The organism is Vibrio sp. 1727 (genome assembly GCF_033344415.1).
Classification (GTDB): Bacteria; Pseudomonadota; Gammaproteobacteria; order Enterobacterales; family Vibrionaceae; genus Vibrio; species Vibrio alginolyticus.
Window position 1 is genome coordinate 24,665 of the sequence record NZ_JAWPOT010000004.1, and the last position, 14,902, is coordinate 39,566.

General features: G+C 46.9%; 12 protein-coding genes. 3 read left to right on the forward strand and 9 right to left on the reverse strand.

Annotated elements, in window-relative coordinates; genetic code table 11:
• Window positions 1–86 precede the first annotated feature (86 nt).
• From R8O10_RS06255 to dsrO, 9 genes are all read right to left on the reverse strand, one after another.
• Window positions 87–860, reverse strand: coding sequence for a hypothetical protein (locus R8O10_RS06255; RefSeq protein WP_130545143.1), 774 nt, complete (start codon window positions 858–860; stop codon window positions 87–89).
• A 102-nt stretch (window positions 861–962) separates the two neighbouring features.
• The gene (locus tag R8O10_RS06260) at window positions 963–1,541 is read right to left on the reverse strand and encodes a membrane integrity-associated transporter subunit PqiC (protein WP_042523078.1); all 579 of its coding nucleotides are present in this window, start codon (window positions 1,539–1,541) and stop codon (window positions 963–965) included.
• The gene (gene pqiB / locus R8O10_RS06265; RefSeq protein ID WP_253657350.1) at window positions 1,541–3,187 is read right to left on the reverse strand and encodes an intermembrane transport protein PqiB; all 1,647 of its coding nucleotides are present in this window, start codon (window positions 3,185–3,187) and stop codon (window positions 1,541–1,543) included. The genes R8O10_RS06260 and pqiB overlap by 1 nt, the downstream gene beginning before the upstream one ends.
• Window positions 3,180–4,511, reverse strand: a complete 1,332-nt coding sequence (locus tag R8O10_RS06270) for a paraquat-inducible protein A (protein WP_005385807.1) — start codon at window positions 4,509–4,511, stop codon at window positions 3,180–3,182. Before R8O10_RS06270 ends, pqiB begins: the two co-directional genes overlap by 8 nt.
• A gap of 304 nt (window positions 4,512–4,815) precedes the next feature.
• The gene (locus R8O10_RS06275; protein ID WP_318191216.1) at window positions 4,816–5,868 is read right to left on the reverse strand and encodes a c-type cytochrome; all 1,053 of its coding nucleotides are present in this window, start codon (window positions 5,866–5,868) and stop codon (window positions 4,816–4,818) included.
• An 8-nt stretch (window positions 5,869–5,876) separates the two neighbouring features.
• On the reverse strand, window positions 5,877–6,440 hold the full coding sequence (locus R8O10_RS06280; protein ID WP_395240561.1) for a c-type cytochrome: 564 nt from the start codon (window positions 6,438–6,440) through the stop codon (window positions 5,877–5,879).
• A 277-nt stretch (window positions 6,441–6,717) separates the two neighbouring features.
• A complete protein-coding gene (locus tag R8O10_RS06285; RefSeq protein WP_318191218.1) occupies window positions 6,718–9,810 on the reverse strand; it encodes a tetrathionate reductase subunit A in 3,093 nt (1,030 codons plus the stop codon).
• Between the two features lie 17 nt (window positions 9,811–9,827).
• Complete coding sequence (nrfD, locus tag R8O10_RS06290; protein WP_318191219.1) at window positions 9,828–10,958, reverse strand: NrfD/PsrC family molybdoenzyme membrane anchor subunit; 1,131 nt, start codon at window positions 10,956–10,958, stop codon at window positions 9,828–9,830.
• On the reverse strand, window positions 10,955–11,722 hold the full coding sequence (dsrO, locus tag R8O10_RS06295) for a sulfate reduction electron transfer complex DsrMKJOP subunit DsrO (RefSeq protein WP_318191220.1): 768 nt from the start codon (window positions 11,720–11,722) through the stop codon (window positions 10,955–10,957). The genes nrfD and dsrO overlap by 4 nt, the downstream gene beginning before the upstream one ends.
• Before the next feature lie 178 nt (window positions 11,723–11,900).
• Between dsrO and R8O10_RS06300 the strand changes: the two genes are divergently transcribed.
• From R8O10_RS06300 to R8O10_RS06310, 3 genes are all read left to right on the forward strand, one after another.
• Window positions 11,901–13,733: a PhnD/SsuA/transferrin family substrate-binding protein gene (locus R8O10_RS06300; RefSeq protein WP_318191221.1), complete on the forward strand. Its 1,833-nt coding sequence runs from the start codon at window positions 11,901–11,903 to the stop codon at window positions 13,731–13,733.
• A gap of 25 nt (window positions 13,734–13,758) precedes the next feature.
• Window positions 13,759–14,361, forward strand: a complete 603-nt coding sequence (locus R8O10_RS06305) for a response regulator transcription factor (protein WP_025767241.1) — start codon at window positions 13,759–13,761, stop codon at window positions 14,359–14,361.
• Window positions 14,362–14,463: 102 nt separating this feature from the next.
• Window positions 14,464–14,862, forward strand: a complete 399-nt coding sequence (locus tag R8O10_RS06310) for a hypothetical protein (RefSeq protein WP_005376702.1) — start codon at window positions 14,464–14,466, stop codon at window positions 14,860–14,862.
• Window positions 14,863–14,902 lie beyond the last annotated feature (40 nt).

Below are 14,902 nucleotides of genomic sequence, written 5' to 3' on the forward strand. Positions count from 1 at the left end.
TTTAAGCATCTGTAACGCGGCACTAGACGTGTACCTAGAGCTAGTACACGTTACAACGCTTGAATATAGGCTAGGGTTTCACCTGATCAAAAGTAAAAGCCAAGTCCGACTAAAAGCCCTTGAGAAGCCGTATCATATTCAAATACCTCTTCATTTTTGTAATCGACCCAGGTCGACTTGTAAGCTAAGTTGAGATCAGACCATTCGTTAAAGCGATAACGAACACCAGTTTGAATGGCATAAGTGAAGTGAGTATCGTTGCCAAGTCCGGCGTCGATGCTGGCATGAAGTCGCCAGTTTTCGCTCAATTCATCAATGAGTCGCAAGCCAACTAAAAAATCGACCCAATCTTCTTGTAATGACAGTCTATCTTCTAGTACCCGGTTATCATTACGATACAGCTTGCCGGTGATGTCATTGTCCCACCAACGTAATCCAAACATATAATCCAGTTTACCAAATGAATATTGTTCGCGTTGGAATGCCTTTGCTTCTAGAACACCTTGCCGTATTTCGATGTCCGCACGATAACGAGCGTTAGGCAGAGCGCCCTTGATATTATTAACATCACCACTTAAGTTCATGAAACTATAATCTATGTAGTAGCCCCACTTACTTTGGTAAATACTCTCGAATCGCAACATCGCCCCAATATCGAGGTGGTCTACGATGAACTTAGGATCGACATCCACCTCTGATGAAAAGCGACCAATACTGGTATCCCCGTGGATATTCAGTCCTAGCATGTACACTTCTATGCTATTTCGCCAACGAGATTCTTGTGTCTCGGCTGAGAGCGCTACTGATGTAGGTAATACAAGAATGAGTGAGGAGAGTGATAGCAGGTTACATGGTTTCATCCAATTTCCTTTTCGGCTTTTCGTCAGCTTTCAGCTTAGTAGAAGTCGCTACACTCTGCATAAAAAAGGGAAGCAACTTGCTTCCCTGTAATTAACATTGACTTAGAGTTGTTTGGCAATGTCTGAGGTTAGGCTTTCTAAGCCTATGGATAAAGCGTTGACGAGCGCTTCATAGCCCTCATCTTGAAGCGGCTGTGAGATTTGTATTGGCGCACTGTTTTCGACCTTACCTTCGGCATTAATGAGCAACCATTCTCCCTCAATTTCGATATTACCTTTGTAGCTGCCATTAAATTTATTTAACGTAAGCTGTAGTTTGGCTTCACCGCTTTGATCCAACAGATTATTCATTTCAGTCGGCCAGTAATGACTTTGCTTTTGACGTAGTTCCGCGACAACTCTCTGAGTGATTTGCTCAGAAATACTGTGCGCCCATTGATTGTGTTTTGCCTGAATAACTTGGGTCTCAGAGGTTCGATAAACAATGCCATTATCATTCAAATAACTCGCCAATGTCACTGGACGAACAACTAAAGTTGGGCGCTGAGCGATATCAGAAGAGCTCAGAGTCACTGGTTCCGCCTTAGGTAGAAGGTACATAGCTCCTTTAGTTTGCGGAGCGCTACTACAACCCGTTAGACCGACAAATAGCGCGATAGACAGAAAGAATACTCGTTTCATTAGTTTTGGCCTTTAACTGGTATTGGGTCACTGATTTCATCTTCTCCAAACACAAGAGAGTTTGGCTTTTCGTTTAGCTGTTTAAGTACGGGTTTAAACTCTGTCATCACGCTTTCTAATTCTTTTAGCGTGGCTTCCATTTCGCTGTACATGGTTGAGTTGGGCCCATAACCATCGAGTGTTTTTTGTAATTGCTGTAAGCTTTGGCGAATATCTGTTGGGATCTCTTGCGTCTCTTTTTGATTCAAAAGTTTATCAATACTGTCCGTCACGCGTTCTGCTGAAGCTAACGTTTTTTCAGACGTTTTTAACGTTGAATTGAGAGAATCTAGCGTTTCTTCCATCGGTAAGTTATTAATCTTATTTAGGAAGTCGTTCACTTGGCGCTGAACCTGCGCAAAACCACCACGCATGGTTGGGAAAACATCTAAATCAGCAAACTTACTCGGTACGTAAGGCTCGTCGTTTGGATAGAAGTCGGCGTCAACATACAGTGCGCCTGTTAATAAGTTACCTGTTTTTAAAGTACCACGTAGGCCTTTAGCAAACTCACTCTTCAATTTATCTTTTAACATTGGTAAAGATTGGGATTGGAAATCGCCATAAACACGGCCGAGCTCGATACGTACCAATACAGGGATTTTTTTCGCAGAAAAGTTCTCTTCTGGGGTTGGAAGTCGCATTGGTACACGCATCACAGTACCAATTCTCAAGCCTCGATATTCGACAGGTGCCTTACGTTTAAGTCCTCGTACCGATTCATCAAAAAGCATAACGAATTCAATATAATCATCGTACATGCCTTCTCGAAGTTGTTTAATATCATCGTACAAGCGGAAGTTGACCATATTTTCAGTGAGCTGTTCACCGGATTCAAGACCTGGAACGGTATCGAAGGTAACACCACCCGTTAGCATGCTCTCTAATGAGCCAAACTTGACTTCGAACCCTTCAGCATTGAGCTGTAAATCTACGCCAGAATTCAGCCAGAACTTGGTACGAGTGCGCACTAAGCTGTCATAAGGCTTGAAAATAAAGAGTTGGTATAACGCTTTGCGAGTGTCAACATCAAAGCTGGTTTTCTCTACACGACCAACCGTAAAGCCTTTATAAATGACGGGGTCACCAACGCCTAGTTTACCGGCCTCGCGGTGTGTTAACACAAGGCGTAACCCCTCTGCATCAGGAGAGGCCACTGGGGGAACATCTAAGACCGTAAAGCGCTCTTTCTCTATCTTAGATTTACCCGGTTGAAGTTGGATATAAGCGCCAGAGAGCAAGGTCTCTAAACCTGAAACGCCATCACGGCCAATACGAGGCTTCACCACCCAAAACATGGTGTCATCTCGCAGCATGCGTTCTGCATCCTTGTTCATTTGTGCCTTAGCGATGATGTGATCGTAATTTTCACTGAGAGTGACTTCAGTAATCAGTCCGACTTTTACATTCAATGCTCGGATTTCGGTTTTGCCAACCTCAATCCCATCTGCGGTTGGCAGTTGGAGAGTAATTTGTGGGCCTGTACTGTTGATATATTGGAACAGCATCCACGCTCCCATGGCTAGCGCAAGGATCGGGACAATCCATATCGCAGAAATCTGCTTTTGCGGTTTTATTTGAGCGGTTACGTTGTTCTCATCACTCATATTTGGCTTTCTCGTTTAAGTTGTCAGAAATCGGCTCCTGCACTTCGTTTTGTGGCAATTGCCACAACAAACGTGAGTCAAATATCATTGCAGAAAGCATAGTAAAAATGACCACTGCCGCGAAAGAGAGCGCAGCAGGACCTGGATAAATCGCCATTAAGTTTTGCAGCTGAACCAGTGCAACTAAGATCGCGACGACGAAGATATCGATCATGGACCAACGACCAATAAACTCAGTTATGCGGTAGATCTTTAAGCGTGAAATACTCTCTTCGTGCGGAAGATATCGCGCTTTTTGCGCATTGTAATACAGCCACGCGAGTGCCAGCATTTTCGCCATTGGAATAAATACGCTAGCAAAGAAAATTACCATCGCAATAGGGTAAGAACCTAAATGCCAAAGCAATATTACCCCCTCCATGATAGTTGAACCTTCTGCATGTCCAAGGCTTACGGTGTACATCATAGGGTAGAGGTTCGCAGGGATATAGAAAATGACTGAAGCAAACAAAAGCGCCCAAGCTTTTTGTAAATTGTCTGCGGGGTTGTATTTGTGAATAGGGCTTTTACAACGAATGCAGTGTTGGTGTTTTTTAGCTTCAATAGGGTTGAGCTGGTGACACGTATGACAACCAATATGGTTGTGGTTATGGTGCGTATCACCCTCTTTTACATCAGATAGCTCGATAGCTGGAATAAAGTGCCCCCAGAGCCAGCTTTTGTCGACCATTGATATGCATTTGACTACCAGAACGGTATATACACAAAACGCCCAGAATGAAGTGCCCATTCCTATGTCTGCGAGGGAAGCGATTTTAATTAAGCTGACCAACACGCCAATCAAAAAGACATCCACCATTAACCAGGGTTCGACTCGAAACAGAAGACGGCATAAAACTTTTGCCATTCGTTGCTGCTTTCTAGAGGGGGTATGTTTACGTGCTTTTAATGCTTCAAGGTGAAGAAAGAGAATGAGACCAACATAGATTGCAGGCAAAACGATAACTGTTGCGAGTAGCAGCACACCCAAAAGCACATTTTGAAACTCAGCCAGCATTTTGGCAGCGTGCAACAAGGTGATTTCTTGCGACAACCCTTGCACGCTGAACGACATAAAAGGGAAAGAAATGCTTAGCACTAACATGATCAAACATGCCGATGATATGGCGATCACGCTTTGGTAAGGCTTGGCATTCACTTTAGTCAGCGAATGCGAACATCGAGGACATTGTGCTTTTTGCCCCTGTTCGATATCGGGAATGCGAACAACAAGGCCGCACTCTTCGCATGAAATTAACTGACGGGAATTAGGTTGAATACTCATCGGGTAGGTTTTAGATTCATTTGCTTTAAGAATACTCTTTTTTCACTGGGCACGCTTGTTTTGATTCAGGAGTTTACGAGTTTCTTACTTTTGGCATTAGAGCATATGGGAGATCTAAGACATAAACGAAGTCGCGTTTGGTACAAGATTTTACGGCGAAGATGAGTATGTTGGAAGCCGAAAGTAATATGATGTTGCTTGGTTTATTGGAGGGGGTAACTACTTGTTTTTAAGGGTAAGTAACCCTGCCCAGATAATCTGAGCAGGGAAAAAGAGCATTTTATTTAAGGTGCTTAGTTGTACTTTACTTGACCGTTCCGCTCTTAAAGGCATTGGAGCCGACTTGCGTACCGTTGAGCGTTTTGCCGTAATAGCCTTGGTGCTGGTGATATTTCTCCGCGTTTGCGGTGACATTGCCTTTGAATCGAGGATCTTGTGGACGCTCATGGCTGTTGACGTATGCTGCGACATCCCAAGCTTCTTGCTCTGTCAGCTGCACACTTTTCCCAAGCGGCATGTTTTCGTAAATAAAATAGGCTGCAGTGTTAATCCGGTGCATGCCTGCGCCCCAGTTATACGCATATTCGCCCCAAAGTGGTGGAATGTATGAATGGTCGTTGGTGTCTTTGATGCCTGAACCGTCGGCGCGATGGCAAGTTTCACAGTTCTTTTCGTAGACCAATGCGCCTCGCTCTATTGATGGTTCTTGCTCAGGGGCGGCGATTTCTGGGTAGCCACGCCCAGAGAGATTACCTCGCTTTTCAACTGGTAATGCTTGTGCGATGGCTTCGGGCAACGGAAAGTCTTTTGCTTTTCCACCAATTTGCAACGCTTTTGCGTCTAGCTCTGGAATGGGTTCATCCGCCATACCATGTTTGTCAAGCAAGCCGCCCATCGCTAACCAGTAGGCGTAAGCACTAAGGGCAACAATTTCTGTCGAATCGTAAGCGGGCGCTTTACCGTTCATGGAATACTCGAAACAACCTTGGATACGGTCAGCATAGCTGTTTACGCGATCGTTTTTCTTACGATATGCCGGGTATGCCATGTAAGCTGCCCACAGTGGCGCAGCGTTTGCTTTTCGTCCTGCCTCCATATGGCAGTTCACACAGTTTTGTTCGTTGCCAACGTATTTTCCGCGCATTTGTTGTGAGTTAACAAAGAGCGAGTAACCGCGTTTTACTTGCTCACCAAATGCGGTGTTTGGGATTGTGCTGAGATCACGCGGTTTTAAGTATTCACCGTGCTTTTCTTTTTCTATCGCAGGTAGCTCTTTCTGGCGGTCCGGTAACAGATCGTTAGCTAATACGAGCGTAGAAATGAAAGGCAGTGCGAACAAAGAATAGAAACGTTTCATGACTGCTCCTAGTAACGTAATGAGGCAAAGTAGTAAGCAAGATTTTCGATCTCTTTGTCAGTGAGATTTTTTGCGATGGTCCCCATCATATTGAGCGGGTCACCACTGCGAGTGCCGTTTTTCCATGCCATCAATTGCGTTTTTAAGTAATCAGCATGTTGGCTTGCGAGGCGAGGGAACTTGTCGACGCCCATACCGCTGGCTCCATGACAAGTTGCGCAAGCTGGAATGTTTCTATCCCAATCGCCTTGGAAAATTAACTTACGATACGGGCTACGAATATCAGCTTGGTCGCCGCGTTGTTCTGGATTCGTGAACCCATAGCTCGGGAGGTTAGCAAAGTACTCCATAACTTCCTTACGGTCTGCGGGATCGCTGAGTTCCTTCGCCATGCCTTGCATGACCACATTTTGGCGTTCGCCACTAAGGAATAGTTCGATTTGAGTGTTGAGATAATTCGCGTTTAAACCAGCGATCATCGGCGCGATATTTGGCTGTCCCATGCCATCTTGGCCGTGACAACCGCTACATACGCTGGCTTTTTCCGGAATAGACGAGGCGCTTGCGCCCATAGTGGTTGCTAACAAACAGGCCACCACCACTGGAAGAATTTTTGACATGCTGACTCACTTTAATTTTTATTAATATGTCTAAGTGCTACTTGGTAGTCACTTGGACAATATTGTCGGCCTTGTCAATAATGAAAGGTATTGTGGATTTCCACATATTTAATAAGTGTAAATGGCCGTATTTGTTTTTATTGGTTGTTCTATAAGCGATAAAAACAAAGTGGTGAAGAGCTGCACAAATCGGCAGCTCTAAGTGGTAGAGACGTCTTAACGTGCGGCGTTACGCTTTGCGGATTTTGGCCGGCAAGGACTGACGTGCCGCCGCGCCCACGACCCAATCCAACAACACGCCTTTGCCTTCTCGAGTAGGGTCAATTAAGCCAATGTCGTTAATATTGACGCCATCTTGGCTGCGCGTTTTTACGGGTTGTTGTTTATCGCCGATCCAGTGCGAGCGTTGTCCTAGCTCGGTATGACCAAACCCATGTTCAAATCCGAGTGTGCCAGGGCGAATTCCGCTGACTATCATCGCAAGTGCTTTGGTGCTTGCAGATGGTGTCTCGATAACAAACTCATCACCCGTTTTAATGCCTGCGCGCTCGGCATCGATTGGATGGATGTACACTGGGTTTACGCTTTTAATCGAGTTCAACCTTGGCGATAGGTTGGATACCGCACTGTGAATGTTGGATTTAAAGTTCGTTAGGCTGAAAGGCCATTCTGAGCTTGGGAACTGGTCTTCCATTGGTGTGCCATCGGCCAGTTTTTGTGGATGCCATGTTGGGCAACCCGTGTAGAAATCACCGGTCATGGTGTTTCTTGCGCTGCCGACACGTTCATTCCATATCGCGACAGGTCGTGTCCATTTGTGCTTCATTTGCTCACCTTGATACGCTTCGGTTGCATTTTCAAAACGTCCACCGCGAGCAAAAATAAACGCCACACGTTTCATCTCATCCTCTGTCAGCGTCTTCTGCATGGCTGGCATTAAACGCTCTAGGCCGGACCACGCAATGTCTTCTGCCGAAACTTCAGGCACCCCGCCTTTCACATAAGCCAAGTTTGCCGCGGAACGTAAGTAGAAATCTTCAGCTCTGTGGAGAGCGAGCCAATTCCCTTGCGCATCTTGAATCGCGTTGTCACCAAAGCCGCCTAGTTGCATTTTCTTGGCGACATCAATCAAAAAGTTTTCTAAGCAAATCGAGCGACCGTCGGCGGTTTTCTCTGTTCGTGCTTCCACTATCGGCCAACGAGCGGTGACGGTTTTCACCGGAACGTCGTGCCAAGGCGTTGCCATACCCCAGCTTTCGTAGGTGACCGTGTCCGGCACAATATAGTCCGACAATGCGGTGGTTTCGTTAATGAACGCATCAACAGACACAATCAAACCGAGCTGCTTTGGATCTTTAAGCTTGTCTTCCAGCAGCGCTTTCAAACCGGGTACACCATACATTGGGTTCGCCATGTGATTGATCCACGCTTTAACGCGGTATGGATACCCATCAATAGCCGCAGATAGGTGCTCTGTCAGCAGTGGCGCGGCAAACGGATACCAAGGCGCGCGAGTTGGATAAGGGGATTCACCAGCCTCAACGCGACGTTTGTATTCGCTGGTTTTGTGGTATGGGAATTTACTGCGCGATAAAAAGACGCCTTTCGGGCCGACTTTGCCAGCAAATTTGGTGAAGTCGTAACGAGGACCCGAAGCGGAAGTTGGATAGCCACCCGCTTTGGCCATCGCGCCGCCTTTCATGTTGATATTACCAATCAACGCATTGAGCATCATGATAGTAAACGAGTTATAGAACCCATTGGTGTGCATGTTGCCACCGTGGGTATCGATCACCGCTTTTGTTCCGTGACTGGTAAAGCGCTTTGCTAGTTCAACAATTTGTTCGACAGGGATTTCACATTGTTGGCTGTAGAACGCAAGACTGTATTTGAACGCCTCTTCTTTGAGTCTTTGTAGAGACGATTTTACGCGCACTTCGCCCGATGCAAGCGAAACCGTTTTATCGACAAACAGTGCCGCTTCCTCAGCTTGGGTATGAACACCAAATTCGCCGCTTTGCTCATCCACGATGACGTACGGGTCGGAGTCAGACAACGCTTCGCCCTCGAATGGCAGATTCAAGTCCGACGCGCGTAAAAACGTGCCGTTTCTCGGGTGCTGATTATCGCTTATCACGAGATGCGTAGCATTACACCAGTGCGCGGTGCCGGCTCGTTTCATCGCGTTTGCCCCCGGCTGCGCCAAGAAGGTTTTGTTGTAGCGTTGGTTTTCGATAATCCATTGGATCATGCCAAGCACGAGGGCAGAGTCGGTGCCCGGTTTGATTGGTATCCAGCGGTTGTTGTCACCGGCGGCCAAGCTCGATGAACCCGCAGGCAAACTTGGCGTGATGATGGTGTATTCCAAGCTACCTTCTGTTCGCGCATTGGCGAGTTGGCGCGCCTGGCGCTTAAAAGGGTTGCCAGCTTGCGCAGGCGACATACCGATGAAGATGATGTATTCCGCATTATCAAAGTCTGGCTTCAAATGTGCGTTCTTATCTAAGTCGTTCATAAATGCGCCGCTGCCAGCACGAAATGCGTAGCCGCAGTAAGAGCCGTGATGCCCAAAGTTACGTGTACCATAGCTGTTGAACGCGAAGCGTTTGAATATGTCGTCTCGGCCTTCGTTACCGGCGTTGGTCATTAACAATTGGTTGGCTTTCGGTCCATATTCTGGGTTTTCAGGATCAACGGGTGTTGTTAAATCGCGAATGTCGCGTAAGCCATCAACATGGCCTTCACCAAATAAATCACCACCTTCTACGACTTCTTCTATCAATTGCTCGTAGCTGATCGGAATCCATTTTCCTTCGCCGCGTTTTCCAACTCGTTTCAGTGGCTGAGTAATGCGGTACGGGCTGTTGCGAATTTCTAGCATCCCATTGCCACGTGCGCATGCTGTTGAACGACCGTCAAGGCCCGCTTCTCCTGTCAAACTTAAATAAGCATCTTTGACTGGCGTTTCGAACGGAATGTGTTGCTGATGAGAGAGTGGGTGATATGGGTTGCCAGTAATACGCAAAATCTCGTCGCTGCGGTTATCAATGCGTACACGCAATCCGCACAGTGACCAACAACCAAAACACATCGATGGCGCAACGCGCTGATTTGGATTCGGGATTAGGTTGCCTTTGCTGTTGACCGTGTACTCTGGTTCAAGCGAGTTACCGTGGTGAATATCACGCGTTTTTTCTCCCGCAGTGCCTTCGAGCGCACCCTCGACCATGTGTTTGGTGGTGGTGGCGTAACCCGCAGCGAATGCGCCAAGCCCACTCACTGCAATGCCTGATTTCAAAAACTGACGGCGTTTGTTATCCATGATGAAATCCCCTTTGATTAGCGTTCAGTTAAGGTGAGTGATGAGGCTTTTACTTCGATCTTTTGTTTTGGCTGAACCAGCTCCGAACCGAGCAGTGCCAGTGCAAGCCATAATCCGAGCATGCCGATAATGCCTATCCAGCCATTTCCATCCATAGTGAGTTGGTATGGATACAGCCCTGCATCGAACTTGGCGATGATTTGCACTTCCATGATGGTAAACCAGCGAATCAGCCATGCACTTGCCAGTGCGGCAGCAGACACAAAACTGAGCCCTATGACGTGATGAAATCTGGCTGATGCGGACTTTTGGGTATCGCGCAAGAAGATGAAAGCGAGCAAAACACAACCTAAAACGACAAAAGTGAGCAGGGCAATGTTGTGCATCCACAGTTCGCTAGAATAGAGCGAAAATGCGGAATTGTTGGATGCCCAAATCGGTAGCAGTATCAGCGTTAATACACCGCTGGTAACCACTGATTTTTTAAGTAAATTAGTATCGCCAGATGTCAGTGTCTTTGACTGACTAGGCAGCAAGAGCCAAATCAACAGAGAAAATCCGACCGCGCTCATAAATGCAGTGACAAACCAAAGAACCGGCGACGCGGGTTGGTGCCATAAAGAGCGCGATTTAACGACTGCAATTTCAGCTCCAGTATAAAGGGCGATGGTTAAGCCTGATAACACGGTGATTGCAGATATTGTGAGCATCACTTTGCGAGAAATAGCCCACTCACCAAGCGACAACTTAGATAACAGAGGTAGTACTTTTCCCGGTTGATTTCGCAGTGCGATAAGATCCTGATGCAGATACAGCCATGCAGTCACTACCGCTAAACCTGAGAAAACAGGCAGGAACAGCGAGCCTAGAGACATCCATGACCACGGAGTGATGTGTACGTAAAAATGCCAAGCTCGTCCCGGCTGGTGAAGGTCGCCAGTTAACGCCAACGGGCCTACGATAGCGCCGATGGCCATCGTTAGCACCAGCGCGGCGCGTAACCGATGACTGGTGTGTTGCTCAAATAACAGTGCGATTAGGAACAAAATAGCGGCAGCGTAAGCAGAACCGATGTAAAAGAAGTACTGCACCGCCCACGGGAGCCAAGCCATCGCTTGAGGTTGGACTAACACTTCGGTGATGTTCATGCGCGCTCTCCTTGTGGGTCGTAAATAGCTGGCTGCCCGTCGATGTGGCTGGTGAAGCGTTCATCCATGCCGATGTAAAACACATGCGGCTTGGTCTCTTCATTGGGCTTTAGCACTTTGATATCGTCTTGGTGCTTCGCAATTAAGCGGCGAACTTCACTTGATGGATCATTCAAATCACCAATCACACGTGCTCCGCCAACACAGGTTTCCACGCAGGCAGGCAATAGACCTTTTTCTAGACGGTGAGCACAGAAGGTACATTTATCTGCGGTGAGGGTGTCCTCATTGATAAAACGAGCATCGTAAGGGCAAGCTTGTACGCAGTACGCGCAGGCGACGCAGCGACTGTTATCCACCATGACAATGCCATCTTCGCGCTGAAAGGTTGCTTGAACCGGACACACTGCCACGCAAGGTGGGTTGTCACAGTGGTTACAAAGGCGTGGTAGCATAAAGGCTTTTGCTTCTCGCGTGGCTGTAGAGCCATCATCTAACGTAACTTCGTATTGCTTTACGGTGGTTCGGAACTGACCGATTGGCGCTTGGTTCTCGATGCTGCAACCCACAGTGCAAGCCTGGCATCCGACACATTTACGCAAATCTATCACCATGGCATAACGCTTCCCGACTTGTCCTTTTCGGTCAGCGGACTGGTTATTTCGAATAATGTTTCCCGCAGTTGCCGTGCCAATGCCTGCGACTGGAATTAACGCGGCTCCGGCTGTGACCGCGCTGAGAAAGCGACGTTTGGTGGAATCCATAACTCACCTGCTTTTTTGTTGTATTTGAATTGACTGATTCCATTGTGAGAAATGCACTGCGAGGCTTATATTGTGGATTTCCACATACCCAGATCAAACTTGATCTAAAACAAATGTGGTTTAGGGAAGGTAGCTGTTACTCTTGTCGTACTCTCTTGACGGAACGATTCGACTCATCATGAAAAAAGCACTGTGGCTTCAGCTTTGGATTCTTTGCTTAGTTGCCTTTGCATCTTTGGCTCAGGGCGCAGTTTCTGAACAAGCAGATCTGCAAGGAATGCAAGAGCAAAAGGCAGAGCAGCCAGAGGCCAAGCAGAAAGTTGAAGTGGGCGTGTTAGCGATACGCGGCCACCTCTATGCAGAGCAAAGGTGGCAACCGACCATTGATTGGCTCAACCAGCAAATTTCCGATGTGCATTTTGTTCTTCATCCCCTTAACTTGGATGAAATGGGCGAAGCGGTGAAGTTTCAGACGATGGATTTCATCTTAACCAACCCAGGTCAAGCAGTGCGGTTGGGCAGGCAATACGCGCTGTCGTGGATGGCAACGCTAACCAGCAGAGCACCACAAAACTCGAATTACGGCATTGGTTCGGCGCTGGTGGTTCGAGCCAATTCAAGTTATCAAACGGTGCTAGATGTCTCAGGACGTCCCGTTGCGGCGGTATCAGAAAAAGCGTTTGGTGGTTATCTAACGATGCGCTATCAAATAGTCAAAATGGAGCTTAATCCAAACGATTTCTTTTCTGATGTCCGCTATCTTGGTTTTCCTATTGATGCCAACCTGTATCAATTACGTGATGGTAATGTGGAAGCGGCCGTCGTCCCTGCTTGTTTATTGGAACAGATGTTAAGTGAAGGGCTTTTACAACCGGGTAATTACCGAGTTTTAAATCAACAGCCGAACGAGCGCTCGTTATGCGCTGTTTCCACACCGCTTTATCCTAACTGGTCATTTGCCAAAACAGAGCGCGGCTCAGCTCAGATCGCCAAACAGATTGCGCAAGTATTGTTAGCGATGCCACCTGAACACCCTGCGGTTATTGCGGCAGGCGCGTCAGGTTGGACGTCCCCCGTCAGCTTGCTGAGCATCGACAAACTTTATCAGGCGTTGGATCTCCATCCGTTGCAACAACCTTGGTGGAGTGAGGCTCTACGCTGGCTGCGTAGTCATCAAGAATGGGCATGGGCGCTGTTCATGTTTGTGATTGTGTTGAACGCGTACCACTTTTGGCTTGAGTATCGATTTAGCAAGAGTAAGCAAGCGTTGGAGCAGACATCGTTACGATTAAAAGAGAAAAGTGAACAGTTAGAACATTCACAAAGGGTCGCGATTGTCGGAGAAATCGGCACTAGTCTTGCTCATGAACTCAATCAGCCATTGGCAGCTATTCGCAATTATAGTGAAGGCGGTTTACTTCGCTTGGCCAAAAAGCGCCCTCATGAAGATATTGTCCCTGTACTTGAGAAAATACAGGGCCAAGTTGAAAGAGCAGATGCAATTATTCAGCGATTAAGAACGTTGATTCGTAAGCGCAGTGTCGACAAAACGTCGTGCGATCTTCAAGTACTCATTGATGACACGATTGAGTTGCTCCATTTTCGAATGCAGAAGCAAAACATTTCTATTGTGACCAGTACAGAAGGGAACATTCGTCCGTTACTTGTCGATGCAGTTGGCGTACAACAGGTTTTAGTTAATGTGATCAGCAACGCGATTGATGCGTGTACTTTGTTCCAAGATAAATATCACTCATCATGTTATCAAGGTAAAATTGCCCTGCATTGCGATTACCAAATCAATCAACTCTCTATTCGAGTGTTAGACAATGGTACAGGGTTGCAGCAAGAGAATCCGACTCAAGCGTTTGTGAGTAGCAAAGAAGAAGGGCTGGGGCTAGGGTTAGCCATTTGTCGTGATGTGATGGAAATGCATGGTGGCGAGTTTGTCATCAGCTCGACAGTACCACATGGTTGTTTGGTTGAGCTTGTGTTTCCATATCAAAACTAATCTGAACTAGGCATAGGAGCATTCAATGAGCAGCGGTGAAAAGCAGCTACCTGTTTTTGTAGTCGATGATGATGAATCGGTGCGTGACTCGCTCGCTTTTATGCTGGAAGAGCATGACTTCAACGTGACGACTTTTGCTGATGGGCAATCTTTTCTCGATAAAGTGAACATTCATCAGGCCGGATGCGTGATCCTTGATAGTCGAATGCCCAACCTTCGTGGTCAGCAAGTGCACCAAATTTTAAATCAAGCCAACAGCCCGTTGGCCGTTATTTATCTGACAGGGCATGGTGATGTCCCGATGGCGGTCGATGCATTGCAAGCTGGGGCGGTCAATTTCTTCCAAAAACCAGTCAAAGGCGATGAACTGGCACGAGCCATTTTGCAGGGACAGGCGCAGTCTGCCACAAACCTCGATATGGCAGCAGCTAAATCGGCTTATGAATCGCTCACACCTAGAGAAAAAGACATTTTACGTTTGATTATTGAAGGAAAGCGCAACATTCGTATTGCTGACGAACTTTGCATAGCAATGCGAACGGTTGAAGTACACCGAGCTAATCTATTGAAGAAGTTCTCGGCAAAAACCGTCGCAGAGTTGGCATATATTTATGGCAAGCTAGATTAAAGCTTACCGAGTGAAGCCTCTTAAGGCTATTTAGAGGATACAACTTGAGCTTTATGACGACTCGCGTATTATCTTCTTCGTTCTTACTTTATCTGAATTCTTATGAGTTTGTTGACTAAACGACATCACACGCCACATAAGCGGGCAAAATGGCTACTGGCGATTATTGGCTGGGTGGTCGTTGTGTGTCTGATGCAAAATTCAGGCTTTGCATCGTCATGCTCTATGAAATATGAGACGGAATCGCCCGCGGTTTCACTTGCTGATGAGCGTTCGAGCGTCAAGTCGATTGATACTAAAGAAACCAGCAAGTGCGAATTGTCTGAAAAGTTAATTCAGTTTTCTCAACATCAACTCGATGTATTTATTGTTGTTCTGTTTGTCGGTCTTTTTGCTTCGGCAATTTGGTTGTGCAGTGCCTATATTGGTGCGCAACATTGGACGGAACCGATAGGCCGTAAGTATCGAGTCCACCTGACTTTCTGTGTGTTCCGAGAATAAAAGCGTGCTTTCTGACCACTAGCGTCAGTTATTTAGCACC

Bases quoted from the DNA above. Each gene is read 5' to 3' on its own strand.
- nrfD (WP_318191219.1), bottom strand. From the start codon at position 10,958: ATGAACATCACCGAAGTGTTAGTCCAACCTCAAGCGATGGCTTGGCTC.
- R8O10_RS06285 (WP_318191218.1), bottom strand. From the start codon at position 9,810: ATGGATAACAAACGCCGTCAGTTTTTGAAATCAGGCATTGCAGTGAGT.
- R8O10_RS06275 (WP_318191216.1), bottom strand. From the start codon at position 5,868: ATGAAACGTTTCTATTCTTTGTTCGCACTGCCTTTCATTTCTACGCTC.
- R8O10_RS06260 (WP_042523078.1), bottom strand. From the start codon at position 1,541: ATGAAACGAGTATTCTTTCTGTCTATCGCGCTATTTGTCGGTCTAACG.
- R8O10_RS06255 (WP_130545143.1), bottom strand. From the start codon at position 860: ATGAAACCATGTAACCTGCTATCACTCTCCTCACTCATTCTTGTATTA.
- dsrO (WP_318191220.1), bottom strand. From the start codon at position 11,722: ATGGATTCCACCAAACGTCGCTTTCTCAGCGCGGTCACAGCCGGAGCC.
- pqiB (WP_253657350.1), bottom strand. From the start codon at position 3,187: ATGAGTGATGAGAACAACGTAACCGCTCAAATAAAACCGCAAAAGCAG.
- R8O10_RS06300 (WP_318191221.1), top strand. From the start codon at position 11,901: ATGAAAAAAGCACTGTGGCTTCAGCTTTGGATTCTTTGCTTAGTTGCC.
- R8O10_RS06310 (WP_005376702.1), top strand. From the start codon at position 14,464: ATGAGTTTGTTGACTAAACGACATCACACGCCACATAAGCGGGCAAAA.
- R8O10_RS06270 (WP_005385807.1), bottom strand. From the start codon at position 4,511: ATGAGTATTCAACCTAATTCCCGTCAGTTAATTTCATGCGAAGAGTGC.
- R8O10_RS06305 (WP_025767241.1), top strand. From the start codon at position 13,759: ATGAGCAGCGGTGAAAAGCAGCTACCTGTTTTTGTAGTCGATGATGAT.
- R8O10_RS06280 (WP_395240561.1), bottom strand. From the start codon at position 6,440: ATGGGCGCAAGCGCCTCGTCTATTCCGGAAAAAGCCAGCGTATGTAGC.